General features: G+C 67.9%; 23 protein-coding genes. 8 read left to right on the forward strand and 15 right to left on the reverse strand.

Going from position 1 to position 25956, the window contains the following annotated elements; genetic code table 11:
- Nucleotides 1-309: 309 nt before the first annotated feature.
- The 7 genes from AB4083_RS21830 to AB4083_RS21860 form a co-directional block, all read right to left on the reverse strand.
- The gene (locus AB4083_RS21830; protein ID WP_441610613.1) at nucleotides 310-1209 is read right to left on the reverse strand and encodes a hypothetical protein; all 900 of its coding nucleotides are present in this window, start codon (nucleotides 1207-1209) and stop codon (nucleotides 310-312) included.
- A complete protein-coding gene (locus AB4083_RS21835) occupies nucleotides 1209-3425 on the reverse strand; it encodes a M1 family metallopeptidase (protein WP_441610614.1) in 2217 nt (738 codons plus the stop codon). Before AB4083_RS21835 ends, AB4083_RS21830 begins: the two co-directional genes overlap by 1 nt.
- A gap of 215 nt (nucleotides 3426-3640) precedes the next feature.
- A complete protein-coding gene (locus AB4083_RS21840) occupies nucleotides 3641-5248 on the reverse strand; it encodes a sulfite reductase subunit alpha (protein ID WP_441610615.1) in 1608 nt (535 codons plus the stop codon).
- A complete protein-coding gene (locus AB4083_RS21845) occupies nucleotides 5245-6201 on the reverse strand; it encodes an FAD:protein FMN transferase (protein ID WP_441610616.1) in 957 nt (318 codons plus the stop codon). The genes AB4083_RS21840 and AB4083_RS21845 overlap by 4 nt, the downstream gene beginning before the upstream one ends.
- An 8-nt stretch (nucleotides 6202-6209) precedes the next feature.
- Nucleotides 6210-7022 (reverse strand): DUF4198 domain-containing protein, encoded by an 813-nt coding sequence (locus AB4083_RS21850; protein WP_441610617.1) that lies wholly within the window; start codon nucleotides 7020-7022, stop codon nucleotides 6210-6212.
- 36 nt (nucleotides 7023-7058) lie between these two features.
- A complete protein-coding gene (locus AB4083_RS21855; RefSeq protein WP_441610618.1) occupies nucleotides 7059-7574 on the reverse strand; it encodes a DUF2271 domain-containing protein in 516 nt (171 codons plus the stop codon).
- A gap of 20 nt (nucleotides 7575-7594) precedes the next feature.
- On the reverse strand, nucleotides 7595-8143 hold the full coding sequence (locus AB4083_RS21860; protein WP_441610635.1) for a PepSY-associated TM helix domain-containing protein: 549 nt from the start codon (nucleotides 8141-8143) through the stop codon (nucleotides 7595-7597).
- Nucleotides 8144-8483: 340 nt separating this feature from the next.
- Between AB4083_RS21860 and AB4083_RS21865 the strand changes: the two genes are divergently transcribed.
- Both AB4083_RS21865 and AB4083_RS21870 read left to right on the forward strand, forming a co-directional pair.
- Nucleotides 8484-9164 carry a response regulator gene (locus AB4083_RS21865; protein WP_441610619.1) on the forward strand — a complete coding sequence of 227 codons (681 nt, stop codon included), beginning with the start codon at nucleotides 8484-8486 and terminating at the stop codon, nucleotides 9162-9164.
- A complete protein-coding gene (locus AB4083_RS21870; RefSeq protein WP_441610620.1) occupies nucleotides 9161-10615 on the forward strand; it encodes an ATP-binding protein in 1455 nt (484 codons plus the stop codon). The genes AB4083_RS21865 and AB4083_RS21870 overlap by 4 nt, the downstream gene beginning before the upstream one ends.
- Before the next feature lie 65 nt (nucleotides 10616-10680).
- Here AB4083_RS21870 and AB4083_RS21875 read toward each other — a convergent pair whose 3' ends face one another.
- From AB4083_RS21875 to AB4083_RS21885, 3 genes are all read right to left on the reverse strand, one after another.
- Nucleotides 10681-12420 carry a YadA family autotransporter adhesin gene (locus AB4083_RS21875; RefSeq protein ID WP_441610621.1) on the reverse strand — a complete coding sequence of 580 codons (1740 nt, stop codon included), beginning with the start codon at nucleotides 12418-12420 and terminating at the stop codon, nucleotides 10681-10683.
- Between the two features lie 712 nt (nucleotides 12421-13132).
- Nucleotides 13133-14542 (reverse strand): aspartate aminotransferase family protein, encoded by a 1410-nt coding sequence (locus tag AB4083_RS21880; protein WP_441610622.1) that lies wholly within the window; start codon nucleotides 14540-14542, stop codon nucleotides 13133-13135.
- Between the two features lie 91 nt (nucleotides 14543-14633).
- Nucleotides 14634-15332 (reverse strand): MtnX-like HAD-IB family phosphatase, encoded by a 699-nt coding sequence (locus tag AB4083_RS21885; RefSeq protein WP_441610623.1) that lies wholly within the window; start codon nucleotides 15330-15332, stop codon nucleotides 14634-14636.
- Between the two features lie 269 nt (nucleotides 15333-15601).
- On the opposite strand from AB4083_RS21885, the gene AB4083_RS21890 reads away from it, so the two are divergent.
- Genes AB4083_RS21890 through AB4083_RS21910 form a run of 5 tightly spaced genes read left to right on the forward strand, consistent with a single transcriptional unit; the run spans nucleotide 15602 to nucleotide 20652 of the window.
- Nucleotides 15602-17032, forward strand: a complete 1431-nt coding sequence (locus tag AB4083_RS21890; protein ID WP_441610624.1) for a TolC family protein — start codon at nucleotides 15602-15604, stop codon at nucleotides 17030-17032.
- A complete protein-coding gene (locus AB4083_RS21895; RefSeq protein WP_441610625.1) occupies nucleotides 17032-18165 on the forward strand; it encodes an ABC transporter permease in 1134 nt (377 codons plus the stop codon). The genes AB4083_RS21890 and AB4083_RS21895 overlap by 1 nt, the downstream gene beginning before the upstream one ends.
- A 2-nt stretch (nucleotides 18166-18167) precedes the next feature.
- Entirely contained in the window at nucleotides 18168-18923 is a 756-nt protein-coding gene (locus AB4083_RS21900; protein ID WP_441610626.1) for an ABC transporter ATP-binding protein, read from the forward strand.
- Entirely contained in the window at nucleotides 18920-19861 is a 942-nt protein-coding gene (locus AB4083_RS21905; RefSeq protein ID WP_441610627.1) for an HlyD family efflux transporter periplasmic adaptor subunit, read from the forward strand. Before AB4083_RS21900 ends, AB4083_RS21905 begins: the two co-directional genes overlap by 4 nt.
- A gap of 38 nt (nucleotides 19862-19899) precedes the next feature.
- On the forward strand, nucleotides 19900-20652 hold the full coding sequence (locus AB4083_RS21910) for a MipA/OmpV family protein (RefSeq protein ID WP_441610628.1): 753 nt from the start codon (nucleotides 19900-19902) through the stop codon (nucleotides 20650-20652).
- Nucleotides 20653-20756: 104 nt separating this feature from the next.
- Here the strand turns inward: AB4083_RS21910 and AB4083_RS21915 are convergent, their stop codons facing one another.
- The 5 genes from AB4083_RS21915 to AB4083_RS21935 form a co-directional block, all read right to left on the reverse strand.
- Nucleotides 20757-21092: a non-heme iron oxygenase ferredoxin subunit gene (locus AB4083_RS21915; protein ID WP_441610629.1), complete on the reverse strand. Its 336-nt coding sequence runs from the start codon at nucleotides 21090-21092 to the stop codon at nucleotides 20757-20759.
- A complete protein-coding gene (locus tag AB4083_RS21920; protein ID WP_441610630.1) occupies nucleotides 21089-21637 on the reverse strand; it encodes a GNAT family N-acetyltransferase in 549 nt (182 codons plus the stop codon). The genes AB4083_RS21915 and AB4083_RS21920 overlap by 4 nt, the downstream gene beginning before the upstream one ends.
- Nucleotides 21638-21696: 59 nt before the next feature.
- On the reverse strand, nucleotides 21697-22701 hold the full coding sequence (locus AB4083_RS21925) for a YncE family protein (protein WP_441610631.1): 1005 nt from the start codon (nucleotides 22699-22701) through the stop codon (nucleotides 21697-21699).
- Between the two features lie 73 nt (nucleotides 22702-22774).
- Nucleotides 22775-23353 carry a superoxide dismutase gene (locus AB4083_RS21930; protein ID WP_441610632.1) on the reverse strand — a complete coding sequence of 193 codons (579 nt, stop codon included), beginning with the start codon at nucleotides 23351-23353 and terminating at the stop codon, nucleotides 22775-22777.
- Nucleotides 23354-23393: 40 nt separating this feature from the next.
- Nucleotides 23394-24800 (reverse strand): MFS transporter, encoded by a 1407-nt coding sequence (locus AB4083_RS21935; protein ID WP_441610633.1) that lies wholly within the window; start codon nucleotides 24798-24800, stop codon nucleotides 23394-23396.
- 100 nt (nucleotides 24801-24900) lie between these two features.
- Here AB4083_RS21935 and AB4083_RS21940 point away from each other — a divergent pair, with 100 nt between their 5' ends.
- Nucleotides 24901-25557, forward strand: a complete 657-nt coding sequence (locus AB4083_RS21940; RefSeq protein ID WP_441610634.1) for a helix-turn-helix transcriptional regulator — start codon at nucleotides 24901-24903, stop codon at nucleotides 25555-25557.
- The last annotated feature ends 399 nt before the right edge of the window (nucleotides 25558-25956 follow it).

Raw genomic sequence — 25956 nt, forward strand, 5'->3', positions numbered from 1 at the left:
CTCGGCAATGGAGTCTCCTTGTCGCCACTGACTCCATAACCGCCTCTTCTGTTCCGCGTTCAGGCCTCTTGCGGTCGACCCTGCTTTGCTCATCGTCTCTCCCGGTCGTCATCACCATGTGGTGTTGCATTGACCAGTTGAAACCGCCCAAGCAAAGAAGAAGTAACTCGCTCCGCGGCAGCGGGGCGAAACACTCGCCGACAGGCGAGACATCCTCGCGCCAACGCGACAATCAAACGCCACCGCTACTGGATGATTCGCTTCGCTCACCCCTTCGGGGCCGGCCTGCGCCGGAATGACCAGCCATCCTCAGAAGGCAGCCCGCCTCCCCCCACCCAGCGACCGCGCCACCTCCGCCAACGCAAACAACCGCGCCACCCGAGTCCACCCCATCACCATCACCACCACCTGCATCAACAGAAACCCCAGCACCAAGCCCAACCCCACCGACGTGACATGCGCCCGCGCAACCCCCAAAACGAACGCCACGCCAAACCCGATCGCCGACACAAACACATAAGCAAACAGACTGCTGAACGGCCGCCGCAGCAACTGCAAAAAACCGCGCCAGATCGCCTTGGACGCCGAGCGCAACCCCAGGTCGGCAATGAACGCCGCGCGCCCCGCATCCGCAATCACCTGCGCCAGCACCACGCACAACACCGCCAACGCCAGGATCCAATGCGTCGTCGCCTGCGCCTGCGCCTCCAGCACCGCCACCTCGGTCTTGTCGTCCAGCAGATCCATGCTCCCCTTCACCGCCCACAGCGCCGCGGCATAAGGCAGCACCGTCCACAGCATCAGGCGGAACATGCGGCCGTACTCCACCACGCCGCTCTGCAGCAGATGGCCGAAGCCCAGCGACCGGCCGGCGCGGCCGGCGCCGACTGCCATGCCATTGAGCAGCGGCGACAGCAGCACCGTCAGCAGCACGCCAGCGATCAAGCCGCCATGCACCGCGCCGCCGTTGTTCATCACGCTGCGCACGGTGTCGCCGAACATCAGCGCATCGAACTGATGCGCCCAGGCATCGGCGTGCACGGAGTGGTCCAGCAACAGGCTCAGCGTACGCAGCAACGGCAGCGCCGCCACCAGCGTGGGCAGCAACAGCAGCAACGTCCATAGCAGCAGCAGGCGCCACTGCAGCGCGGCCACGGGAGCGCCGAGCAAGGCGCCCAGGGAAACCCGACGGGAATTCTTGAAGGCCATCACAGCGTCACCAGGAAGGAGTAGAAAGCCTGCAGCAATGCTGCGATGTCGGACGTCCAGCGGCGCGAGGCCGCGGCGTTCGCCTTGGTGGTGCGGCTATCGTTCAATTTGTCGGCGTCGAGCAGGATCTTCTGCTCCGGATCGAGCTCGGCCGACACCACCTTGGACGGCTTGTCGAACACGAAGCGTGCCCAGCGCCGGTTGTCATTCCAGTGCACGTCCTCATGACTGCCATCGGCGAAGCTCACGCGCAGCAGTTGCGGCACCGGCGCGCCATCGCGCGCCACCGTCACCGTGCCGCGCCAGGGGAACGGCCCCTCCCAGGACTTGGCGTCCTTATGCGCCTTCTCCCATGCCTCGCGCTGCTTGTCGAGCTGCTTGTCCAGTTCTTCCGCATCGACCTCATTGCGCTTGCCATCCCTGTCGAACACGCCGGCCTGCGGCACCACTTCGTCGTTGTCGATGGCAGCGATGCGGTCGTCGATAAAGGCCGTGCCGTAGACGTACTGGTCGAAGATCTCGTTGACGTTCTTCGCGTCGCCGGAAACATCGATCAGCGTCGCGCGCAGATCCGCCACCGAGGGATGGCGGAAGTGCCAGCGCCGGTAGTACTCACGGAAGGCCTTCTCCATCACCGGCTTGCCCAGGCGCTCTTCCAGGTCGTGCATGGCGGTGGCGGTGCGCGAATACACCGTGCCGTAGCTGCTGCTCGAATAGCGGTTCCACGAGTTTTCCGACAGCGGGTCGTATGGCGATTTCAGCCCCGCGCCGAGGCGCTCCTGCACGAACACGTCCATCGCCGGATGGATGCCCAGGCGCGCGGCGAAGGAACTGGGCACCAGGATCGGCTGGTTGCGTTCGCGCAGCATGCGCTCGTCCCAGTACTCGTTGAGGCCTTCGTCGAGCATCGGCTCTTCGAATTCGTTCGAGGCGAGCAGGCCGTAGAAATAGCCGTGGCCGAATTCGTGGATGGTGACGAAGTCGATTTCCCACTGGTCGGAAGTCTGCGCGTCGATCTTGGAATAGCCCTCCGCCGTGAAGAAGGTCGGGTATTCCATGCCGCCCGCTTCGGCGCCGTTATACGGCGGCACCACCGCGGTGACGGTGCGGTACGGATACGCGCCGAGCGTGCGCGAGAAGTACTCCAGGGAATCGGTGGTGGCCTTCAGCACCGGCTGCGCACTGGCTTTGTATTCCGGCGGGTAGATCACGCGCACGGCGACCTTGGGCACGCCGGGGCCGGTGAAGCTGCCATCCAGGGTCTGGTAGCCCTTGGCGGCGAGCCAGGCGAAGTCGTGCACGTCGCCCTGCACGAAGTGATAGGTGCTCTTGCCGCCGGCCTGGGTCGGCGCGCCCTGCTGTTCGCCCACCGCGCCGACGGTGTAGTCGGAAGGCACGGTCAGGCGCACGTCGTAGCTGCCGAAGTCGGCGTAGAACTCGCTGTTGAAATGGAATTCGTGGGCATTCCAGCGCAGTTCGCTGGCGCCGCGTTCGCCCGGCAGTTCCAGCACGGCGATCTTCGGGAACCACTGCGCGACCAGGTTGAAATCGCCCCACCAGCCGGTGCGCTCGACCACCCGCGGCAACTGGCTGAGGAAGTCGATATCGAGGGTGAGCGTTTCGCCCGCGCCGACCGGCTGGGCCAGGTCCACGCGCACTACGGTCTGGTCGGTTTTCGGGCCGCCGTCGGGTTGCACGAAGCTCCACTTCAGCGCCGCACCGCCCTGCTGCACGCGCTTGAGATCGATATAGCCCCACTGCCCTTTCTTCAGCGTCGCCGCGCCGCGCGAGTGGCCGTGCGCGGTGAGCACGTGGCGCTCGGTGAAAAAGGTGCTGCCTTCGTTCTTGAAAGCGTTGAGGTACAGGTGCAGGTAGACGCTGCGCACCGGGCGGTCGCTGCGGTTGCGCCAGCTCATCTGTTCGCTGCCGGTAACCGCATGCTTGGCCGCGTCCAGTTCGGCGTCGATGCGATAACTCACGACGCGATCGGACAGCGTCGGCTCGTTGCCCTGGCGTTCGCCGCCCCACGCATTCGCTGCGCTGGGTTGGCGCGCACCGGCGGCGCTGGCGCCGGCGAGCGGTATATCCGTCGTGGCCGCGGCTGGAGCGGTTTGTTCCACCGCAGCTGTGGCCGGCTTCGGCGCGGCTGCGCTGCTGCTCGCCGGCGCCGGTGCGTCCTGCGCAAGCACGGCCCATGCTGCGGCAAGCGCCAGCACCAGGCCTATCGTTCTGCCCCCTCGTCCCACCATCTTTGTCTCTCCCCAGGTGATACAGCAGGGTGCGCCATGGGCGTGGGTGGAGGCATAGGCCAAAGGTCACGTTTGATGGTGCGAAGGTTGGGGTGCGCCGCGGGTGAACCCCAACATCGCCATATCCAGGCGCATCGCATCGTTGGGGTTCGCCTGCGGCTCACCCCAACCTACGCGTGGCGTCAGTACACGTCTCTCCGATAGCGGCCATCGACGCGCATCTGTTCCACCAGGTCGGGCCCGAGCACCTCGCGCAAGACCTCATCCACCCCCGGCGCCATGCCGGCCAAACTGCCGCAGACGCGGATCGCCGCGCCCTGCTCCACCCACGCCCGCAGCAATGCCGCCGACTCGCGCAAGCGCCGCTGCACATATGCTGGCGCAACAGGCTCGCGCGACCAGGCCAGGTCCAGCCGCTCCAGCCAGCCATCGCGCAGCCAACCCTCCAGCTCATCGCGGTGAAAGAAATCGCGATCCGGCTGCCGCTCGCCGAACAGCAGCCAGTGCCGTCGTGCGCCGACGGCGATGCGTGCCTTCAGCAAGGCGCGCAGACCGGCGAGGCCGGTGCCGTTGCCGATCAGGATCAGCGGCAGGTCCGTTGCCGGCGGGCGGAATGAGGGATTAGCGCGGATGCGCAGCGCGATCGCCGTGCCTTCTTCGGCGTGTTGCGTCAGCCAACCGGAGCCGAGGCCGGGGCGGCCATCGTCGTGCTGCATCCGGCGCACCAGCAAGTCCAGCGCACCGTCGGCGGGCACCGAGGCGATCGAGTATTCGCGATGCGGCAGCGCTTGCAGTTGCGCGGCGAGAGTGGCGGCATCGAGGTCAGCGACGTCCGCTGATGCGGGGAGATGGCTGCGTGCGAGGCGCTCGAACAGCGTGTCGTTGCCGACAACCAGCGCGCCATCGAACCCGGTAGCAGCCAGCCAGCGCGCTACCGTCTCCGCTGCGTGGCGCGGTTCGATCTCCGCGATATCGCCAGCCTCCCACGCCAGCATGCCATCCTCCGGCCGCAAGGCGAGATGGAAGCACGGCCCGCCCAGGCTGTCCGGATTGAGCAGTTGGCGTTGCACGAGACGCCAGTTTGCATACGGCGCCCGCTGCCAATCGGGCATCTCGGTGGCGCCGCTGAGCATGGCCAGATGGTGTTGCCAATGGCGCAATGCGCCGGCGTCGCCATTGTCCACTTCCACCGGATCGAACAGCGGTTGCGCAGCGGATTCCGCCAGCCAATGGCGCAGGCGGCGGCCGAAGCCGCAGAACTCCGCATAGTCGCTGTCGCCCAGCGCGAGCAGGCCGTAGCGCAGGCCAGCGAGGTTGCCGATGCGGGCCAGGCAACGCCGCTCGAAAGCCGACGCCTCGTCCGGCGCATCGCCCTCGCCCGTGGTGCTGACGATCAAGAGCACGCGTCCGGCGTCGCGCAGCGCCGCTTCGTCGAGCGTGCCCAGCGGCGTTACGCGTGCCGGCATGCCGGCATCGCGCAGGCTGTCCGCCGTCTGCCTGGCGAGTTGCGCGGCGAAGCCGGTCTGGCTGGCGTAGGCGATCAACAATGCGTCCGCACTCGCCGCGCCAACCGCCTCCGGCATACGGCGCTGCCAACGCAGCAAGGCGATCAGCCCCAGCCATGCAAGCACGCTGACCGATGCTTCGAGCCAACGCTGCGCACCAGGGTCGTGCCATTGCAGCGCGCCGGCATGCAAGGAGAACAACCATGCCGCCAGCGCGGCGAGCGGCAGCAGCACCAGCGCGTGGCCGAATGCCTCGCGCCGGTTGGCGGCAAGCGGCCCGGTCATGCGCGCAGCGCCGCTTCGAAAGCCGGTGACATGCGCGTCTGCCAACCGCGTTCGCTGTGCAGCACGAACAGCACGGCAAGGTCGCGTGCGTGCGCGAACGCCAGGCCTTCATCCGGCCCGAGCAAAGTCATCGCGGTGCCGAGCGGATCGGCATCGATGGCGCGCGCCGCGAGGATGCTCACCGATGCCACCGCGTGCGCGACGGGATAGCCGGTACGCGGATCGATGTGATGCGAGCGCACCGCGCCGTCCTGCGTGTAATGCCGCCGATAATTGCCGGAGGTGGCGATGGCGCGTCCGCTCAGGGCAAGCACATGGTCGTACGCGCCGGAGCCATCCGGACGTTCGATACCCACGCGCCACGGCGAGCCATCCGGCTTGGTGCCATGGGCTTTCATCTCGCCGCCCACTTCGACCAGCCACGCCGACGCGCCGGCATCGTCCAGCCATGCGCCGACGCGATCCACGCCATGGCCCTTGGCAATCGACGAAAGATCGATATAGACGCCGCCGGGCTGGAAGATCTGCCGCGCCGCTTCATTGAGTTGCGGCTTCCACCAGCCGACGCTTGCGCGCGCCGCAAGAAGCGCTTCGTCGGATGGCTGATGCTCCGGCCGCTCTTCGGGACCGAAACCCCACAGGTTCACCAGCGGCCCGACGGTCGGATCGTAGGCACCGCCGGTGTCGCGCGCCAGGCGCAAGGCATGCGCGATCACCGCGAAACATTCGTCCGGCATGGCCTGCCAGGTACCGGCGGGTGCCGCGTTGTAGCGCGACAGTGCGGAATCCGGCTGGTAGGTGCTCATCTGCGCATCGACTTCGTCGAGGCAACGCTGCACGCCGTCCTGCCAATCGCGCACGGACACACCGGCCGGCGCGACGATGCGCGCCGACCAGGTGGTGCCCATGGTCTCGCCGTGCAGCTCGTGCATGGCGTCCGTCGCTATCGCCATGGCGCGGTTTATTGCGGCAGCACTTCCAGCGTCGCCGTATACGACAGGCGGCGCTGCCTGGCCTGCTTCACGCTGGTCTTGTCGTCCTGCGTGCTGGCGTTGATCCAGTACATGCCGGGCTTGGGCCAGGTCAGGGTGAACTTGCCGTCCTTGCCGGTGGTGGCCTCGAACTCGTCCTGCGCGTTGCGGTAGCGGGTGGCGCCGGCGATCGCGGTCACCTTGACGTCGGCGGCCGGCTGGCCGTCCAGCAGCAACTGGAAGGTGGCGCCCTCGCCCGCGACCAGGTCGGTGACATGCGTGACCGGCACCAGTTCCAGGCCCTTGCCGGCGGGCTTGAGCGCGGCGTCGCTGGGCTTGCCGTTGGTGACGAAGGTTTCCACGCGGTTGACCGACTCGTTCACTTCCACGTTCTTCGCAGCGGCGGGGATGTCCTTGGCGAGATTCGCCGCGTCGCCGCGCCAGCGCTTCTTCTCGCCGCCCAGCTCATAGCTGGCGAACACGCCGGCATTCACCAGCGCCAGCTTGTAGGTGCCTTGCTGGGTCAGGTGCAGGTCGAACACGCTGCGGTATTTGCCGGTGATGCTGTTCTCCGCTTTCGCCACCTGGCCGTCCGGCGCGGTGATCACCAGGCGCGACAGATCACCCGGCACGTGGTCGGGAAAGAACAGGTCGTTGGACACGGCGGCGTCCACCGTCACCCAGGGATCGGCGCCGGAGACATTGGTGGCCGAGGGCAGCATCCACATCTTGTGCGCCTGCGCGGCGAGCGGAAGGCACAGGGCGAGAGCGAGTGCGGAGAGCGACAGCGAGCGAAGCGACATGGGGGACTCCTGGAAAGGGATAGAGAGGCGCGGCGCTCAGGGCGCGAGGTCGACTTTGACGGCGCCCAGTTCGGCGCTGCCCTTGGCATCGAGGTGCTGCGGCGCGGCGGCCGGCCAGGTAAACGGCACGCGCACCACTTCGCGGCCGCCGACTTCGCGCGCCGCTTCCACCACCAGCTCGTACTGGCCGGGCGGCAGTTCGCCCAGCGGCGCCTTGCCCTGCTTGAACTTCAGCTGCTGCGCACCGGCCGGGCGGGTGGCGCCGGAGACGCCGTCCACCGGCATCGGCAACTCGCGGCCGCCGCGGCGCCACCACTGGCGCAGTTCCGGCAGCCACTTGGTACCGGCGCCTTCCTTGCTGTCCTTCTGCGCGTACCACACGGCCAGCTGCGCGGCGACGCTGTGATCCGCGCGCTCGATCCACACCGCGGTATAGGGGCGGTGGTATTCGGCGACATCCAGCTGGGGGATCTGCACGGTGACGTCGAGATCGGCCGCAGCGACCGGCGCGGCGAGCAGCAGGACGGGCATGGTGTAGAGCAGGCGACGCATCGGGGTGCTCCTTCGGAAGTTCAGTGGATGAAGATCAGGGCCAGCACCAGCGGCAGCACCAGCCCGAACGCGATCAGCGGCCAGGTGGCGCCGCGCTGGGCGGCGTGCATTTTCAACAGCAGCAGGCCGGTGACCGAGAACACCACGCAGGCCAGCGCGAACAGGTCGATAAACCAGCCCCACACGGGGCCGGCGTTGCGGCCTTTGTGCAGGTCGTTGAGATAGGAGATCCAGCCGCGCGTGGTGCGTTCGGCTTCGAGCTTGCCGGTGGCGCGGTCGATGCTGAGCCAGGCGTCGCCGCCGGGGCGCGGCATCGAGATGTAGATCTCGTCGGCGGACCATTCGGCGGGGCGGTTGGCCACGTCGATGCCCTGCGTGCTGCTGACCCAATCCGCGACCACGACGGGCAGCGCCACGCCTTTGCGCTCGTCCTCGCCCGACACGGCGCGCAACAGCGGCGCGGGCAGTTGCGCCGCGCGATGTTCGGTGTGTGGTTTCGCCTCGATATGCGAAGCGTGATTGAGCGTGATGCCGGTGAGCGCGAACAGCAGCATGCCGAGCAGGCACATGGCGGAGCTGATCCAATGCCAGCGATGCAACTGCTTCAGCCAGAACGAGCGTCCGGCCCGATCTTGTCCGGCCCGCTCCTGCCCGGCCCGATCCGGCCCGTCTTGTGCCCCTGTTGCCACCTGCCTGCCCATGCGTGTGCCCGTGATGAAGTGCGGGTATCGCTGGCCGGCGATGAACGACGCCGCGTGCGATCTGTCCCAGCGATCGGTCCGGGCGCTAAGCTGCCGGGCGATCGGGCCGCTTAAGTTGCGGCCGGGCACGGATACTGTCACAGATGAGAATGACTCGCAATTCACTCAAACGCCCGCGCCACCCGGCGCATGCCGCCAGGAGCCTCGCATGCGCATCCTGATCGCCGAGGACGACCCCGCCATCGCCGCCGGCGTGTGCGCCTCCTTGCGCCAGAGCGGCCATGCGGTCGACCACGTCAACGACGGCGCCCGCGCCGACAGCGCGCTGCGCGATACGCCTTACGACCTGCTGATCCTGGACCTGGGCCTGCCCAACCTGGACGGCAGCGACGTGCTGCAGCGCCTGCGCAAGCGCGGCGCCGCCCTGCCGGTGCTGGTGATCACCGCCCGCGAAGGCCTGCGCGAACGCGTGCGCGTGCTCGACCTGGGCGCCGACGACTACCTGGTCAAACCCTTCGCCCTGGCCGAATTCGAAGCCCGCGTGCGCGCTCTGCTGCGCCGCTACACCGCGCAGGGCGCGCCGGAAATGAGCATCGGCCGGCTGCGCCTGGATCTGCCCGGCCACCGCGCCTGGGTCGACGAAGCCCCGCTGGAGCTGACCGCGCGCGAATTCGGCCTGCTCGAAGCGCTGGCCGCGCGCCCGGACCGCGTCACCAGCCGCGCGCAATTGGTGGAAGCGCTGTGCAACTGGGACGAGGAGCTGACCGACAACGGCCTGGACATCGCCATCTATCGGCTGCGCCGCAAGCTGTCCGGTTCCGGCACCCAGGTGCGCACCATCCGCGGCCTGGGCTATCTGCTGGAGGAATCGAAGGAAGGCGCCGAGTGAGCGAAGGGTCCGACGCGCAGCCCTGGCTGTATCGCCTGCTGGAGCCGGATGGCCGGCAGAGCCTGCGCCGGCGCCTGCTCGCTTTCCTGCTGGTGCCGCTGATGTTGATGCTGCTGCTGGAAAGCCTGATCACCTACACCGGCGCCCTGGTCTATTCCAACCACGTGCACGACCGCGACCTGGCCGGCGGCGCGGAAACCGTGGCGCGCATGCTGCAGATGGGCATGGACGGCCCGATCTCGGAGCAGGCCAAGTTCCTGCTGCAGTACGACCCCGAAGGCCACAACAACATCAACTACTTCAGCATCGTCAGCGAGCATCACGGGCTGATCGCCGGAACGCCGACCCTGGTGCCGCCGTCGCGGCTGTCGCTGGCGGTCAATGGCGAGCCGAAGCTGTTCGATGCGGTGGTCGACCGGCGCAAGCTGCGCGCCGCCAGCGTGGTGATCGACAGCACGCACGAGGGCGGTGACTCGCTCACCGTCACGCTGGCCGAGACGCTGCGCGATCGCCGCCAGAATGCACGCGAGATCCTGCTGCTGAGCATTCCGGCGCAGGCGCTGCTGATCGCCTCGGTGTTCGTGCTGGTTTGGTTCGGCGTGCGCATCGGCCTGCGCCAGCTCGACCCGCTGACCGCACGCCTCGCCGCGCGCGAACACGACCTGGCGCCGATCGGCGATGCCGACGTGCCGGTGGAGATCCTGCCGCTGACCCGCACCATCGACGGCCTGTTCGCACGCCTGCGCGCGATGCTGGCGTTGCAGGAACGCTTTATCGCCGATGCCGCGCATCAGCTGCGCACGCCGCTGGCGGGGCTGCGCGTGCATGTCGAACGGGCCCAGGCCGATCCGTCGCGGGAAACGGTGAACGATGCGCTGGACCACATCCTGCGCCTGACCCAGCGCGCCACGCGCACCTCCGGACAGCTGCTGGCGCTGACCCGTGCGCAGTCGCCCGACCACGCCGGCGATCCGCACGGCCTGCTCGACCTCGCGCGCCTGATGCCGGAACTGCTGGCGCTGCGCGTGCACGAGGCGTTGGCCGCTGGCGTGGACCTGGGCTATGACGGCCCGGCAGGGCCGGTGTGGATCGACGGCGACCAGATCACCCTGCAGGAACTGCTCGACAACCTGCTCGACAACGCGCTGCGCTACGCCGGCCGCGACAGCATGGTGACGGTCGGCGTGACCGACGACGAGGACAGCGCCTGCCTGAGCGTGGAAGACAACGGCCCCGGCGTACCGCCCGCTTTCCTCGCGCGGCTGGGCGAACGCTTCTTCCGCGTGCCCGGCAGCAACGAGGAAGGCACTGGCCTGGGGCTGGCGATCGTGCAGCGCATCGCCGAACGCCACGAGGCGCAGGTGCGCTTCAGGGCCGGCAGCGAAGGCGGGCTGCGCGTGGAGGTACGGTTCCCGCATGCACGCACGGCGAAAAAGGGCGGCGACGCTTAACGCGCCGCCGCCCGCTTACGGTGCTGTCACTCGGCACTTACCGCACGGCACTTACCACACAGCGCTTACCACACCATCGCCGCGCCCATCCCCACGCCCACATCACCCTGGGTATTGCCGGTAAGACTGCCCTTGACCACCCAGCGGCCGCCCGGCGTGATCGTGGACAGGCCCACGGCCAGCGCCGACTGGCCCTTGAAGCTGCCGATGCCGGCGCCGATGGCACTCTGGTTGGGCGCATAGGCCTGCGGCACGTTAGTCATCGCCATCGCGGCGGCACTGCCCGCATTGGCCAGGCGGCTCGCCCGCTTGAAGCGGTCGCGAACCCAGTGCTGCACTTCCTGCACTGCATCCTGCACCTGGCCCCAGTTAGCCGCATCGGTGCGCGTGATGCCCGCGGCCACGTTAGTGATCTGCCTCTCGTTGCCCGGCGAACCTACCGATACGGCGTGATCGCGATCAGCGACAGAGTTTGCGCCCACCGCTACCGCACCGTTGCCGCTGGCCGTGCTGTGCGAGCCGATCGCTGTGCTGTCGGTGCCTGTGGCGTTCGCACCCGTGCCCACCGCAGTGCCGCCGTTCCCCGTCGCATTGGCGCCATCGCCGACCGCGGTACTGCCGGGTGCCGTGCCCGGTGCAATCACCGGATCGTGCTTACCGCCACTGGGGACCGGGTCCTTCGCAAGCTCCGGCTGTAACGAACCCACCTGCAGATTGAGCGTATCGACCCGGCCATTCAGCACGTTGATCTGCTGGGTCACGTCCAGCCGCAGAGCGTAGAGCTGGCCGCCGTTGACCGCTTCCATGCTGCCCACCGCCACGGTGCCGGCAGCGAGGTTGCGGATCACCGTGCCCGCCGCGCCACCCAGGGTTGCGCTGCCCAGCGCGAGGTCGTCGTACATCAGCGCGGCCAGCATCCTGCCGCCTGGATCGACCAGGCCCACCGCCTTCAACTGGGCGACGGTCGCGGCGTCATGGTCCGCCTTGCCGTCGGCGACGCCGCTGAGCACACGGCTGCCATCGCTGCCGGTGAAGTCGATGGTGCTGCCTCCGCTGGCGGCGCCCACGGTGATGATTCTTGTAGTTGTGTCCTGCTGCACCAGGCCAGTGAGGCCGTTGTCGATCCGGGTCTGCAGCAAGCTGATGTTGCTGCTGTTGCTGGTGACGTTCTGATCGGTGGCGTAGAGCTGCGCTCCCGTCACGGCATCCGTGCTGATGCTCGACAGCGCGCCTTCGGTCAACCCGGTCAGTTGGCGCGTCTGCGTCCTGCCGCCGCTCTTGCTGGACAGATCCACCGTGGCGCCGCCCAAGTTGCCGCCCAGGTTGATCGTTCCGCTGGCGACGTCCTGGCTTACCAGGCTCTGCAGCGCGGCGATGTTCCCCTTGTCGGTGCTGATGGCCCCATCCAGTCCGCTCAGTGCACCGCCCACGGTCGCCTGGGCACCGCCATTGGCAAGCGCAAAGCCGGGGCCGCTCACCGCACCGGTGACGGCATCGAGCTTCGCACCAGCCCCCAGGGCATCCACGAGGGGCTGCAACTGGCTGACGTTCGCAGCATCGGTGCCCGCCGTGCCCGCCTGCAAGGCGTGGATCTGGTTCGCCCCGACATCGAAGGCGCCGCCGATCGAAAGCCCGCCATTGACGAAGGTCCCCTTGCTGTTGACGACCATGGCCCCGACCACCACGTTCTGCGCCCGCAACTCGGCGATGCTGCCGATGTTGCAGACCACGCTGGCGATCTGACTGCCGATCGATTCATTGAATACGCCGCAGCCGGTGTCGGCATTGTCATTGATATAGAGCATTTCACTGGCACTGCCAGTTGGCGCATGACATGCCAGTGCCACTCCCATTGCCCATAGACTGGCACCGGCCAGTGGATAGTGCCTTGGGCGACGAATACGCCTCCGTTTATCTGCACGCTCACGCCATCCAGGCGCCATCATGCCTCGCTCGTTCTCCGCATATCGAAAAGTGCGATAAATCCTATTCATTCCCTATCTCCCATCGTTAGCGTGCACAAATCCACATCCGGCCTTCCGACCGACCGGCGCAACCGCGCTACGAAAAACGCATCCCCTCCGCGCATTCCGGCGCATGTGGAAGGGTTCATGCTAGGTGGGAAATGAACTGGAAAAAATCAGACAACCGCTCGCCGAACGCGAAATCGGATAATTATTAAAAACCGCGCCACAGACGATGGCATCCGCGAATCAATCAATACACGAAGCATGGCGACGGAAAATCATGCATGCGCCGCAGGCCAGCGACGACAGCAACAAAGAAAACAAAACAGCGCATAGGTATTCAAATAAACCGGACACTAAACACGCCGTCGGACCTATCGATTAGGACAATTCAACCCGACATACTCGCAACGCCTCGCACCACGCGCACAAAAAAAGGCGACACCGAAGCGCCGCCTTGCTTGCCAGCTTCCCCTGCATGGGAAATGTCGACAAAAAACTTCTCTCATACCGCCGCGGAAGCGCGTGGCGCATCCGCGGCGGCAAAGGTTTACATCGCCTTCTTGGCCTTGGTCAGCAGCTGATCGAGCAGCGCGATGGCCAGGTCGATCTCTTCATGCGTGATGTCCAGCGACGGCGCGAACGTGATCACGTTCTTGTACCAGCCGCCCACATCCAGCACGAGGCCGATCTTCTTGCCGTTGTGCTGCAGGTCGCCGGCCAGGCCGATGTCGACCATCTTGTCCAGCAGCGCGCGGTTCGGGGTGAAACCGTCGTCGGTGCAGATCTCGGCGCGCAGCGCGAGACCCAGGCCGTCGACGTCGCCGATTTCCTTGTGGCGCTTCTGCAGGTCCTTCAGCGCGTCCAGGAAGTGCGCGCCCTTCTTCGCCACGCTGGTCTCGTAGTCGAGCTCGTAGCCCATCTTGATGACTTCGAGGCCGAGCGAGGTGCCGAGCGGGTTGGAATTGAAGGTGGAGTGGGTGGAGCCCGGCGGGAAGATTTCCGGATTGATCATCTCCTCGCGCGCCCACAGGCCGGACAGCGGGTTCAGGCCGTTGGTCAGCGCCTTGCCGAACACGATGATGTCCGGCGTCACGCCGAAGTGCTCGATCGACCACAGCTTGCCGGTGCGCCAGAAACCCATCTGGATCTCGTCGACCACCATCAGGATGCCGTACTTGTCCAGCACCTTCTTCAGGTCCTTGAAGAAGTTCTTCGGCGGGATGACGTAGCCGCCGGTGCCCTGGATCGGCTCGACGTAGAAAGCGGCGTATTCGGCCTGGTTGACCTTGGGGTCCCACACGCCGTTGTATTCGGTCTCGAACAGGCGCTCGAACTGGCGCACGCAGGCGTCGGAGTATTCCTCCGGCGTCATGCCCTTCGGGCGGCGGAACGGATACGGGAACGGGATGAACATCGCGCGCTCGCCGAAGTGGCCGAAACGGCGGCGGTAGCGGTAGCTGGAGGTGATCGACGAGGCGCCCAGCGTGCGGCCGTGGTAGCCGCCTTCGAAGGCGAACATCAGGCTCTTGCCGTTCTTGTAGTTGCGCACCAGCTTGAGCGAATCCTCGACCGCCTGCGCGCCGCCCACGTTGAAGTGCACGCGGCCCTTCAGGCCGAACTTCTGCTGCGCGTCGACGGCAATCGTCTTGGCCAGCTCGATGCGGGTCTGGTGCAGGTACTGGCTGGCCACCTGCGGCAGCGTGTCGATCTGCGCCTTCAAGGTGTCGTTGAGGCGCTTGTTGCCGTAGCCGAAGTTGACCGCCGAGTACCACATCTGCAGGTCCAGGAACGGCACGCCGGCGGTGTCGTACATCCAGCTGCCCTGGCCGTGGCGGAAGATCTTCGGCGGATCGACGTAATGCACGGTGTCGCCGAAGGAGCTGTACTGCGCCTCGTCGGCCAGCAACTGCGCGTCGGGAATCACACCGGTGGCGGCGTTGGGGTCGTAAGCGTTCATCGAAAAATCCGAATGCGAAGGAAAACGGGGACGGCAGGCGGGGTCTTGCCGATGGGGTCTTGCCGATGCAGCTAAAGACGCGACCGCGGGCTCAGCCCGCGGCGACGGCCGGTGCGGGACGGGCGTGCTCGGCGAGCAGGCTGCCATCCAGCAGACGCGGCAGCAGTTCCAGCGCGTCTTCGAAACCGGTGATCGGCACGTACGGAATGCCGGCAGCGCGGCAATGCTCGATCAGGCGATGCTTGGCGAACACGAAGTCGACGCGGTCAGCCGCGCAGAAGTCGGAGGCGCCGTCGCCGATCAGCAGGGTTTTGGCGCCGCCACTGCGGGCCTGGGCCACGCAGGCGCACTTGCAGGTACCGCTGCGGCAGCCTTCAGCCTGGAACGGCGAGGTCAGCTGCCACTGGCGCGGCGGCTCGGCCGGCGCCAGGTGGTTGGCGGCCAGCGGCAGGTCGTCCAGGCCGTAGCGGCCGAGGATCTTGTGGATGGCGTAGTCGAGGCCATCGCTGACCACGCGGATCGGCGTGGCGAGTTCGCGGGTCTTGGCCACGAAGGCGGGGAAGGCGTGGTCGATCCACAGGCCTTCCAGGTGCTTGTCCAGCTGCGGCCGACTCATGTCCAGCAGGTCGACCTGGCCGCTCATGCACTCGCGCGAACCGATGCGGCCCGCGCGCCAGTCCTGCTCCAGCGCTTCCCAGCCGGGACGGCCGAAACGGTCCAGCAGCGAGTCGATCACGTCCTCGACAGAAATGGTGCCATCGAAGTCGCAGAGGATATTCCAGGCCGTCACGCGGTCACTCCAGGGTTCACGATACCTGAACGATAGGCGCCAACCCCTTTCGGCCCCCTTTCCAGATTCTTCCCGCCGGAAGTCATGCATCTGAAGCTCAACATAAGACACAGGACGATATGCTCGCCGCTGATGCCATTGCCGTCTGTCACCATAGCCCGATACCCTGCACGGCTAAGCTCGCCGCCCCCATCCGGCCGAGCCGCCAGGCGCGGTTTTCCAAGCGGCCGCGACCAGGCAGCCACCTTCCGCCGATAACCGGGAAAGACGTGTTCTCAACCGCTACTCCACCGTCGAACGCGCGTATCGGACGCTTCGCGCCGGTACTGCTGTGCGCGCTTCTCGGTACCCTGCTGGCCGGTTGCGCCGTGGCGCCCCTGCCCGCACTGAAGGCGCCGATTCCGGATGCCTGGCGCAACGCCCCCGCCAACGTCGCGCCGCCCTCGGCCGACCTGCGCGGCTGGTGGCAGGCGCTGGGCGATCCGGCGCTGGACGGGCTGATCGACCGCGCGCTGGGCAACAACCTAGACGTGGCCCAGGCCGCCGAGCGCCTGCAGGCCGCCCGCCAGCTCAACGGCCATTCGCGCGACGGCTACCTGCCCAACCTGCACGCCCGCACCAACGACGTGGTGAACCCCGACACCAGCGCCTCCTATTTCATGGTGGGCTTCGACGCCAGCTGGGAATTCCCGCTGTTCGGCGCCTGGCAGAGCACCAAGCGCATCGCCTCCGCCCAGCTCAACGGTGCCCAGGCTGCGCTGCGCGGCGCCCAGGTCTCGCTGGTGGCGGAAGTGACCCGGCGCTGGGTGGAACTGCGCTCGGCGCAGCGGCAGGAAGCCCTGCTGCTGGCCATCCACGACGCGCAACAGGAAAAGCTGCGCCTGCTGCGGACCCGGGTGGACCTGAAACTGGCGCCGCCGGCGGAAGCCGCGCGCGCCCAGGCCGAGCTGGCCCGCGCCGAAGCCGCCCTGGCCGAACCGCGCCAGGCGATCATCGCCAGCGCGCAGCAGCTGGCCGTGCTGCTGGGCCAGAACGAACCCGACCCCGCCTGGCTGGAACCCGGCACGCAGCCGCGCCTGGGCGCCTGGCAGCTCACCGCCGCGCCGGCCGACCTGCTGCGCGTGCGGCCGGAGATCGCCGTCGCCGAGGCCGAAGTGCTGCGCGTCGCCGGCGAACTGGGCCTGGCGCGCAAGGACATGTATCCGCACATCGGCTTCGGCTCCTCGATCATGTGGTCGATCAACATCGCCAGCAATCATCGCGCGCGTAACCACGAAGGCATCTTCTCGGCCGGTCCGGTGATCGACATCCCGCTGTTCGACTGGGGCCAGCGCGTCGCCGCGGCGCATGCCAAGGGCCACGAGCTCAATGTCGCGGTGCTGGCCTACCGCCAGGCCGTGCTGCAGGGCGTGGCCGAAACCGAAGTGGCGATGGGCGACCTGGAACAACTGCGCAGCCGCGAGCAGGCGCTGCAGCAGGCCTCCGACGCTTTGCTCGGCGGCGGCGCCGCGGTCCGCAAGCGCGCCGAACTGGGCCTGGGCAGTGGCCTGGACGTGCAGGACAGCGTGATCGAAGGCCATCGCGCCGAACTGGAACTGTCCGGCGCGATCGCCGCGCGCGACCTCGCCTACGTCTCGCTCTATAAGGCCCTGGGCGGCGCGCCGATGCCGCCGCCCCCGCCGCCGCGGAGCGCCAACTGATGGTCGCCCTGGCCCGCAAGACCCTGATCTACGAATGGCGCCGCTTCCTGCCCGCCATCCTCGCGGTCGGCTTCGCCGGCCTGCTGCAGCTGCTGCAGGCGGCCCTGGTGCTGGGCATCTTCGGCAGCGCCAGCGTGTACATCACCGGCTCGTCGGCCGATCTGTGGACCGGCTATCCGGGCACGCAGAGCGTGAACCTCGGACGGCCGATCGATGCCGGCGTGGAAATGCGCCTGCGCATGGACCCGGCGGTGACCCAGGTCGAGCCGTTCCACTGGGTCGATGCCGACTGGCGCGGCCCCAGCGATACCGGCGGCGTCTCCGTCTTCGTCTCCGGCATCGCCACCGGCGCCGACGGCATGATGTTCGCGCACGCCCTGCCGGTCGCCCTGCGCGCGCGCCTCAACGAGCCCGGCGCGGTGATCGTCGATCGCGCCGACCTCGGCAGCCTCGGCGTCAAGGTCGGCGACAAGGCGGTGATCAACGGCCACCGCGTGCGCGTGGTCGGCGTCAGCAGCGGTCTGCGCGCGCTCGGCGGCGTCAACGTGGTGGCCTCGCTGGCCACTGCCGCGGAACTGGACACCGATCCGGCCAACGCCAGCCGCATGACCTATTTCGTGGCCAAGGTGCGCAACCCGGACGAAGCCGCCGCGGTGGCCGCGCGCCTGCGCGGCACCACTTCGTTCGGCAGCTACGACGTGTGGACCGCGCGCGACTTCGCGCGCCGCTCGCAGCTGTACTGGATGTTCGACACCGGCGCCGGCGCCGGCGTGCTGTTCCTGGCCGGCATCGTGTTCCTGGTCGGCGCGGTGATCACCAGCCAGACCCTGGTCGCGGCGGTGATCGGCTCGGTGCGCGAATACGCCACGCTCAATGCACTGGGCGTGGGCGTCGGCGCCTTGCGCAAGGTGGTGATGGAGCAGGCGTTCTGGGTCGGCGCGATCGGCCTGGTCGGCAGCGCGGTGCTGGGCGGGATCTTCTTCGCCTTCGCGCGCAGCCGCAGCGTGCCGGTGGCGCTGGATCCGCTCACCACCCTGGCCTGCCTGCTGCTGGGCATGGGCCTGGCGATCGTCTCGGGCCTGGCGGCGATGCGCAGCCTGCGCCGCGCCGATCCGGCGAGCCTGCTGAGGTGAGCATGGCCAGCGCGACACCCTCACCCTCGACCATTTCGCTGCAAGCGCGCGGCGTGGCCAAGTCGTTCGAATCCGGCCGCGTGCGCAGCACGGTGCTGCACGACCTCACGCTGGACATGCGCTCCGGCGAACTCACGTTGATCTCCGGCCCGTCCGGCTGCGGCAAGAGCACGCTGCTGGCGATCCTCAGCGGGCTGCAGCGTCCCGACAGCGGCCAGGTCACCGCGCTGGGCCAGGACCTGGGCCAGCTCGACATCCGCGCGCTGGAACGCTTCCGCCTGCTGCATACCGGTTTCGTGTTCCAGGGCTTCAACCTGTTTCCCGCACTCAACGCGGTGGAACAGGTGGAACTGCCGCTGAGCTATCTCGGCCTCGCGCCGCGCGAGGCGCGCCGCCGCGCGGTGGCCTCGCTGGAAGAAGTCGGCCTGGGGCCGCGCATGCGCCTGCGTCCGTCGGAGCTGTCCGGCGGCGAGAAGCAGCGCGTGGCGATCGCCCGCGCGCTGGCCAAGGAACCGGAACTGCTGTTCGCCGACGAGCCCACCAGCGCGCTCGACGCCGCCAACGGCCAGACCATCATCGACATCCTGCACCGCATCGCACGCGCGCACGGCACCACCGTGCTGTGCGTCAGCCACGATCCGCGCCTGGTCGGCCATGCCGACCGCGTCCTCGCCATGGAGGACGGCCGCATCCTCAGCGACCGCAGCCAGCCGTCACTGCCGGACGCCGTGCCGGGCCTCAAGGAATCCGCATCATGAGTTTGCGCAAGCTCTTTTCGAGCCCCCTTTCACTGCTCGCTCTCGCCGCCGCACTCGCGCTGGCCGGCTGCTCGCGCGACAACAACGCCGACGCCGCCAGGCAGGCGCCGGCCGTCTCGCCCTATGCGGCGGTGGCGCGCGGCAAGATCGATATCGAAGGCGGCCTGCTCAAGCTGAGCATGCCGCGCGACGGCGTGGTCGCCGAGATCAAGGTGCACGAAGGCGACCGCGTGAAGAAAGGCCAGCTGCTGGCCATGCTCGACACCGAGCCGTCGAAGCTCGCGGTGACCTCGGCCGAGGCCGAGCAGAAGCAGTCGCAGGCCCAGGCCGACCTGCTCGAATCGCGCATGAAGGCCGCCGACCAGCGCGCCGAACGCCTGGAAGCTGCCGCCAAGGCCGGCGCCGGCGACGCGCAGAGCGCCGACGATGCACGCGAGGCTTCGCGGCAATTGCAGGGCGAACTGACCAATGCCCGCGCGAACGCCGCGCTCGCCGCGCAGAAACTCGCCGGCGCCCGCTACGAGCTGGCCCAGCGCAGCCTGCTGGCGCCGGTGGACGGCGAGATCGTGCAGCGCCTGATCCAGCCCGGCGCCACCGCCTCGCCGCAGGGCGGCGCCGCCTTCGTGCTGCTGCCGGAGCAGCCGCGCCTGGTGCGCGCCGAGCTCAATGAATCCTTCGTGCGCGCGGTCAGCCCCGGCATGCGCGCCGAGGTGGTCGACGACAGCGGCAGCGGCATGCCCAACCTCAACGCACACGTGCTGCGCATCGGCACCGTGTTCGGCGCCAGCGCGCTGGAAGACGATCCGCTGGTGCGCGCCAACACCCGCACGGTGGAATGCGTGCTCGCCTTCGACCAGCCGCCGCCGGCTTCCGCGCGCATCGGCCAGCGCGTGCTGGTGCGTTTCACTGCCGGCGACGCCGGGCAAAAGGCCCCGTGAGTTCGTTCGTACGCGGGCTCGCGGCATCCGCATGCGCCTTGCTGTTGAACGTTGCCACGCCGTGTCGCGCTGACGACACGGCGGGCGCCCTCGCCGATGCCAACCTGCTCGGCGCCGGCTTTATCCGCCTGCCCGCCTGGCAAGGTTCGCGCGCGCACCGCGACCAGCTCGCACCGTACGTGCAGGTGAAACTCGGCGACCGCATCACGCTGTCCACCGACGACGGCGCCACGCTCGACCTGATCGCCGGCCCGCATCTGCACGGCGGTCTTTACGGAAACTACCAGTGGGGCCGCAGCCACGAGGATCTCGGCAAGCTCGGCGGCAAGGTCACGTCGCTGTCGCCGCGGCTCAATGCAGGCGGCTATCTGGAATACGACTTCAGCGAAGCGCAGAACGTCGGCGTCAACCTGGCACACGACACGCTCGGCGCCGGTGCTTATCTCAATCTCTATGCGTTCACCGCACTGCCGTCGATCGGCCGCTACGAGCATGGCCTGCAGTTGCAGTGGCAGTGGATGAACGGCCCGGCGATGCGCCGCTTCTTCGGACTGTCCGCGGTGGAAGCCGCCGCCTTGGGCGTTGCGCCATGGCAACCCGGTTCCGGCAGCCAGCAGATGGGCATCGAGTACGACGGCCTGATTCCGCTCGGCCGCCATCTCGCCACGGTGTTCTCGCTCTCTTACGCGCGCCTGCTCGGCAATGCGGAGGACAGTCCGCTGGTGCGCAGCTTCGGCACCGCCGACCAGTTCACCGGCTCGATGGCCCTGGTCTACCGCTTCGCGCCGTAGGTCGGGGTGAGCGCAGCGAATCCCAACGTTGCGCAGCCCGTGCCGGCACGGTGTCGGGGTTCGCTGCGCTCACCCCAACCTACGCCAGCTTCGAAGCGTAAACGTCACTCGCGGTCGTCGCGCGTCCAGATGCCGCCGAGTGCTTCGCGCACCGGGAATTTCGCGATGGGCTCATACGCCGGCGGGCACAGCGCCGCACCGGTGCGCAGGTCGAAGCGCGCGCCGTGGCGTGGACATTCCACTTCGAAACCATGCAGGTCGCCACCGGCCAGGTCGCCGCCGTCGTGCGTGCACAGGTCCTGCACCGCATAGAGTTCGCCGTCGATGTTGTAGACGGCGATCGGTTCCTGGCTCACTTCGTCGTACACGAGCTTGAACTCGCCGGGCAGCAGTTCCGCGCGCGTGCCGACGTAGGTCCAGCCGCTGACGTCGTCGCTCACGCCGCGCCCCCGGCCAGGGTCTTCACTAGCCATTCGAAGCGCAGGTCGTCGCGGCGCGGAATGCCGAAGCGTTCGTCGCCGTAAGGGAACGGACGATATTCGCCGGTGCGCTGGTAGCCGCGGCGCTCGTACCAGGCGATCAGTTCCGCGCGCTGCTCGATCACCGTCATGCGCATGGCCAGGCACTGCCAGTGCTCGCGCGCATGCCGCTCGGCCTCGGCCAGCAAGGCCTTGCCGATGCCACCGTTCTGCAGCAGCGGATTGACCGCGAACATGCCGAAATAACCGGCCTCGCCCTGGCGTTCCAGATGGCAGCAGGCCAGCAGCTCGCCGTCGCGTTCGGCCAGCAGCACGGTGCTGTCGGCCTGCATGAGCAGATCGGCCACGCCCTCGACATTGGTGCGGCGGCCGTCGAGCAGATCGGATTCGGTGGTCCAGCCGAGCCGGCCCGAGTCGCCGCGATAGGCGGATTCGACGAGAGCGACGATGGCGGGAACGTCGGCGGCCAGCGCCGGGCGGAAAGCGGGGAGAGAGGTCGTGGGCATGCGCGGAATGATAATGCCGCCCCGCCTCGCCGGCCATGGCCGGCGAGGCGGCCGGGGGCTCAGTGCGGCGCCGCGACCAGCACCTGAAAGCCTTCGACCGGCTTGCCCTTGCCGCTCACCGTGGCGGCCGCGAGATAGACCTGGTGCGTGCCCGGATCCAGCGCCAGGGTGCGCGCGCTCTTCTGCGTCGGCAGATTCCCGAGCAGGTGGTAGTGGTCCGCATCGTCCTGCGCCACCACGCTGAGCACGCCGTCGTCGCCAGCCGAGCCGAGCACGGTACGGCGCGCGGCATCGTAGACCACCGCATCCGGCCCCTTGCCGATCGCGACCTTGGCCACCTGGTGGCCGTCGTGCGCGTCGGTGACGATCATCCAGCCGTTGTCGCATACCGAGAACAGGCGGCCATGCTCAGCATCCAGCGCGAGGCCGGTCGGCCCGTCGCACGGCGCCATCGGCCACACCGCGCTGACCTTGCCCGCAGCGAGGTCCACCCGCGCCAGCGCGTTCTTGTCTTCCAGATTCAGATACAAGGCGCCGTGCCCGTCGGCCACCGCGAACTCCGGACGGCCGGGCAGCGCGATGGTGGACAGCTCCTTGCCGGCCTGCGCGTCGATCACGCTGAGGTTGTTGCTGTGGCCATTCATGGTCAGCAGATGGCCGGAGGCGCTGTCGAACAGGATCGCATCCGGGTTCTTGCCGCTGACCGCGATATGCCGGGTGAGCTTGAGCGTCTGCGTATCGAACACGGTGACCTCGTCGCCGCGGCCGCTGCTGACGAAGGCCTCGTGCGTGGCCGGGGCCAGCGCCACGCCGTGCGCATGCTGCATGCCGGCCACTTCGCCGGCCAGCTTGCCGCTGGCGGTATCCATCACCATCACCCGGTCGTCGCGGGCGATGTAGAGCCGGTGCGCGGCGGCATCGAGGCTCAGGTAATCCCAGCCGCCCGGTCCACCGAGCGCATGGCGCGCGGTGATGGCATACGGCGTTTCGGCAGGTGCGGCCAGCGCGGGCAGGACCGCGGCGGCCAGCAGCAGCGGCAACAGTCGGATGGACGGCTTTTTCATACGCGGATACCTATGAAGGTGGCGGTCGACGGCCCAGCCTAGCGACCGCACCTTATGGTTTTCCTAGTGCCGCTCAGGCCAGGTTGTCCGCCGCGAATTCCCAATGCACCAGCTGCCAGAACGCCTGCAGATAGTTGGGACGGGCGTTGCGGTAGTCGATGTAGTACGCGTGCTCCCACACGTCGGCGACCAGCAGCGGGCGGTCCGCGCCGGTCAGCGGTGTGTCGGCGTTGGCGGTGTTGACGATCGCCAGCTTGCCGTCCGGCCGCTGCACCAGCCAGGTCCAGCCCGAGCCGAACTGCGTCGTACCGGATTTGGTGAAGGTTTCCTTGAACGCATCGAGCGAACCGAAGTCGCGCGCGATCAGGTCCGCCAGCAGGCCTTGCGGCTCGCCGCCGCCGCGCGGGCTCATCGAGTTCCAGTAGAAGCTGTGGTTCCACGCCTGCGCGGCGTTGTTGAAGATCGCACCCGAGGAACGGCGCACGATCTCTTCCAGCTCCATGCCTTCGAATGCAGTGCCGGGGAGCAGCGTATTGAGATTCGTGACATAGGCGCGGTGGTGCTTGCCGTAGTGGTATTCCAGCGTCTCGGCGGAGATATGCGGCGCCAGCGCGTTGAGTTCGTAAGGCAGCGGCAGCAGTTCGATGGCCATGCGTAGCGTTCCTTGTGGTGCTTCGTTGGGGGGAGAGGAATCAGGAGCGGACAGGTGCCGCGCGGTGCGCGATCGGCAGGCCCAGCGCAACCAGCACGGCGAAACCGCCGAGCAGCCACAGCGCCGCGGCGCGCGCTCCGGGTACGCCGCCCGGGTCGCTGAGGCCCGCCGCATTGGCGACCCAGCCGGCCACCGCGGCGCCGAGCGACATCGCGTAGAGCTGCACCGTCGAGATCGACGAGGACGCCAGCGCGCCCTCTTCCGCCGGCGCGGCTTCCAGCAGTCGCGTCAGCAGATGCGGCCACGCCATGCCGATGCCGAGCCCGACACAGGCCAGCCAGACGCATAGCGCGATCAGGCCCAGGCCCTGCGCGAACGCCGCCGGTTGTTGCAGCGTCCACGCCAGCAACGCGAGCGCCACCGCCATCAGCAAAGGCCCGATGCGAATGCAACGCGCGCCGAAGGCACCATCGCGACCGGCACTGAGCATCGAGCCGAAACTCCAGCCCGCCGCCATCACCGCGGTGAGATAGCCGGCTTCCAGCGGCTCGTGGCCGAGCAGGGTCTGCAGGAAATACGGCACGAAGATCTCGACGGTGCTGCCGCTCACCAGCAGCGCCATCACCAGATAGAGCGAACGCAGACGCGAAGGCGCATAAGCGCCCGTCGGCAGCAGTCGCACTTGCGCGTGGCGATCCGAGCGCACGATCAGCGCCGCCAGCGTGAGGCTCACGCCGATGCCCAGGCATTGCAGTCCACGCGAAGTGGCGAGGCTCGCCATCGACACCGCCAGCACCGACAGCGCCAGCAGCGCCAACCGTCCACCCGGCACCGCCGCGCGTTCGCCGGCCGCATGCCCGGATGGCAACCACGCCAGCACGATCGCACCCAGCACCGCCACCGCGGGCAACAGGCTCCAGAACGCCCAGCGCCATTCGCCGAGCTGCGCAAACACGCCGCCGATCGCCGGCCCCGACAGCGTGGCAATACCCCACATCGCCGAGACCAGGCCCATCGCACGCGACCACAGCGAAGGCTCGAAGACCTGACGGATCAACACGTAGGCCAGCGACACCAGCACGCCGCCACCCAATCCTTGCAAGCTGCGCCCCGCCAGCAGCCAGGACATCGACGGTGCGGCCGCGCAGACCAGCGCGCCGATCGAGAACACCGCCAGCCCCGACAGATACGCGCCCTTGCCACCCAGCCGTCCGGCCAGGGCCGCCGCCAGCGTGGCGCCGATGATCGAGGCCACCACGAACAGCGTGGTGTTCCAGGCGTAATACGCCAGGCCGCCGATATCGCGCACGATCGAGGGCATGATCGTGGTGACCACGTAGATGTTGATCGCATGCAGCGCGGTACCGCCCGCCAGCGCGACCGAACGGATGCCGTTGCGACCGGAAAGAAGATCCGCCCAGGAGGCGGACGCCGTAGCCGTTGCCATGCGTTCCTCGACAATGCGCGCCCGGCGCGCCAATATCCAAGTTATGACTTGGGATATTAGACCCAACCGCATGGATTAAACAAGCATGAGCTTGGATAATATGGACCCCACCAGCGAACGCATCCTCGGCGAGCTCAAGACCGAAGGGCCGCAAGGCAGCACCGCGCTGGCCGAAGCGCTGGGCGTGAGCACCGAAGCGATCCGCCAGCAGGTACAGAAACTGCTCGACGAAGCGCTCATCGTCGGCGCGCAGGAACGCTCCACCGGCGCCGGCCGTCCACGCCAGCTGTGGTCACTCACCGCCGCCGGCCACGCCCGCTTTCCCGATGCACACGCACAACTGGCCGTCGACCTGATCGCCTCGGTACGCGCGCTGTTCGGCGAGGCCGGCATCGACCGGCTGGTCGATGCGCGCCGCGATGAAAACCGCCGCCAATACCTGCAGACCACCGCCAGTGCGCGCTCCCTGGCCGAACGGGTGCGACGCCTCGCCGCGATTCGCGAACGCGAGGGCTATATGGCGCGCGCCGAAAAAGATGGCCGCGACTGGCTGCTGATCGAGGACCACTGCCCCATCTGCGCTGCCGCGCGTGCCTGCCAGGGATTTTGCCGGGCGGAGCTGGAGCTGTTTCAGGAAGTGCTGGGTGAAGAAGCGAGCGTGAAGCGGGAACAGCATTTGCTGGCAGGGGCGCGGCGGTGCGTGTATCGCATCAGTCCGCGGAAGCTGGTGGGGACTGCGGTCAGTCTGGTGGATTGAGCACCGCCAACTGGTTCGGTCTCCGATAGAGAATCCTTCGCCCCTGCGGGGAGCAGGTGAACGCTTCAACCGAGCGAAGAAGAGCTTTGAGGTTGTTACAACCCTCAGCTCACCACTCCGCCCGGCCCCTCACCCCAACCCTCTCCCCGACGGGGAGAGGGAGTCCGCGCGCTCTCGCGAAGAGCCGCGAGCCAGCGGCGCAGCCGCTGCATTCCGCTTGCGCGCTTCTGCTCTGGCTTCTGCTCTGGCTTTTGATCTTGCTCTTGATCTACCGGGTCCCCTTGGCGCCGGCGGTGAGGGCTGGACGAAAAGGCCCCCGCAGGGGGGCGGGGACAGGACGTCCCCGCCTTTTTGATCAGGGCATGGATGCCCTGTCAAAAAGCCCGGCCAGCCCTCACG

The organism is Dyella sp. 2RAB6 (assembly GCF_052115385.1).
Lineage (GTDB): Bacteria > Pseudomonadota > Gammaproteobacteria > Xanthomonadales > Rhodanobacteraceae > Dyella_D.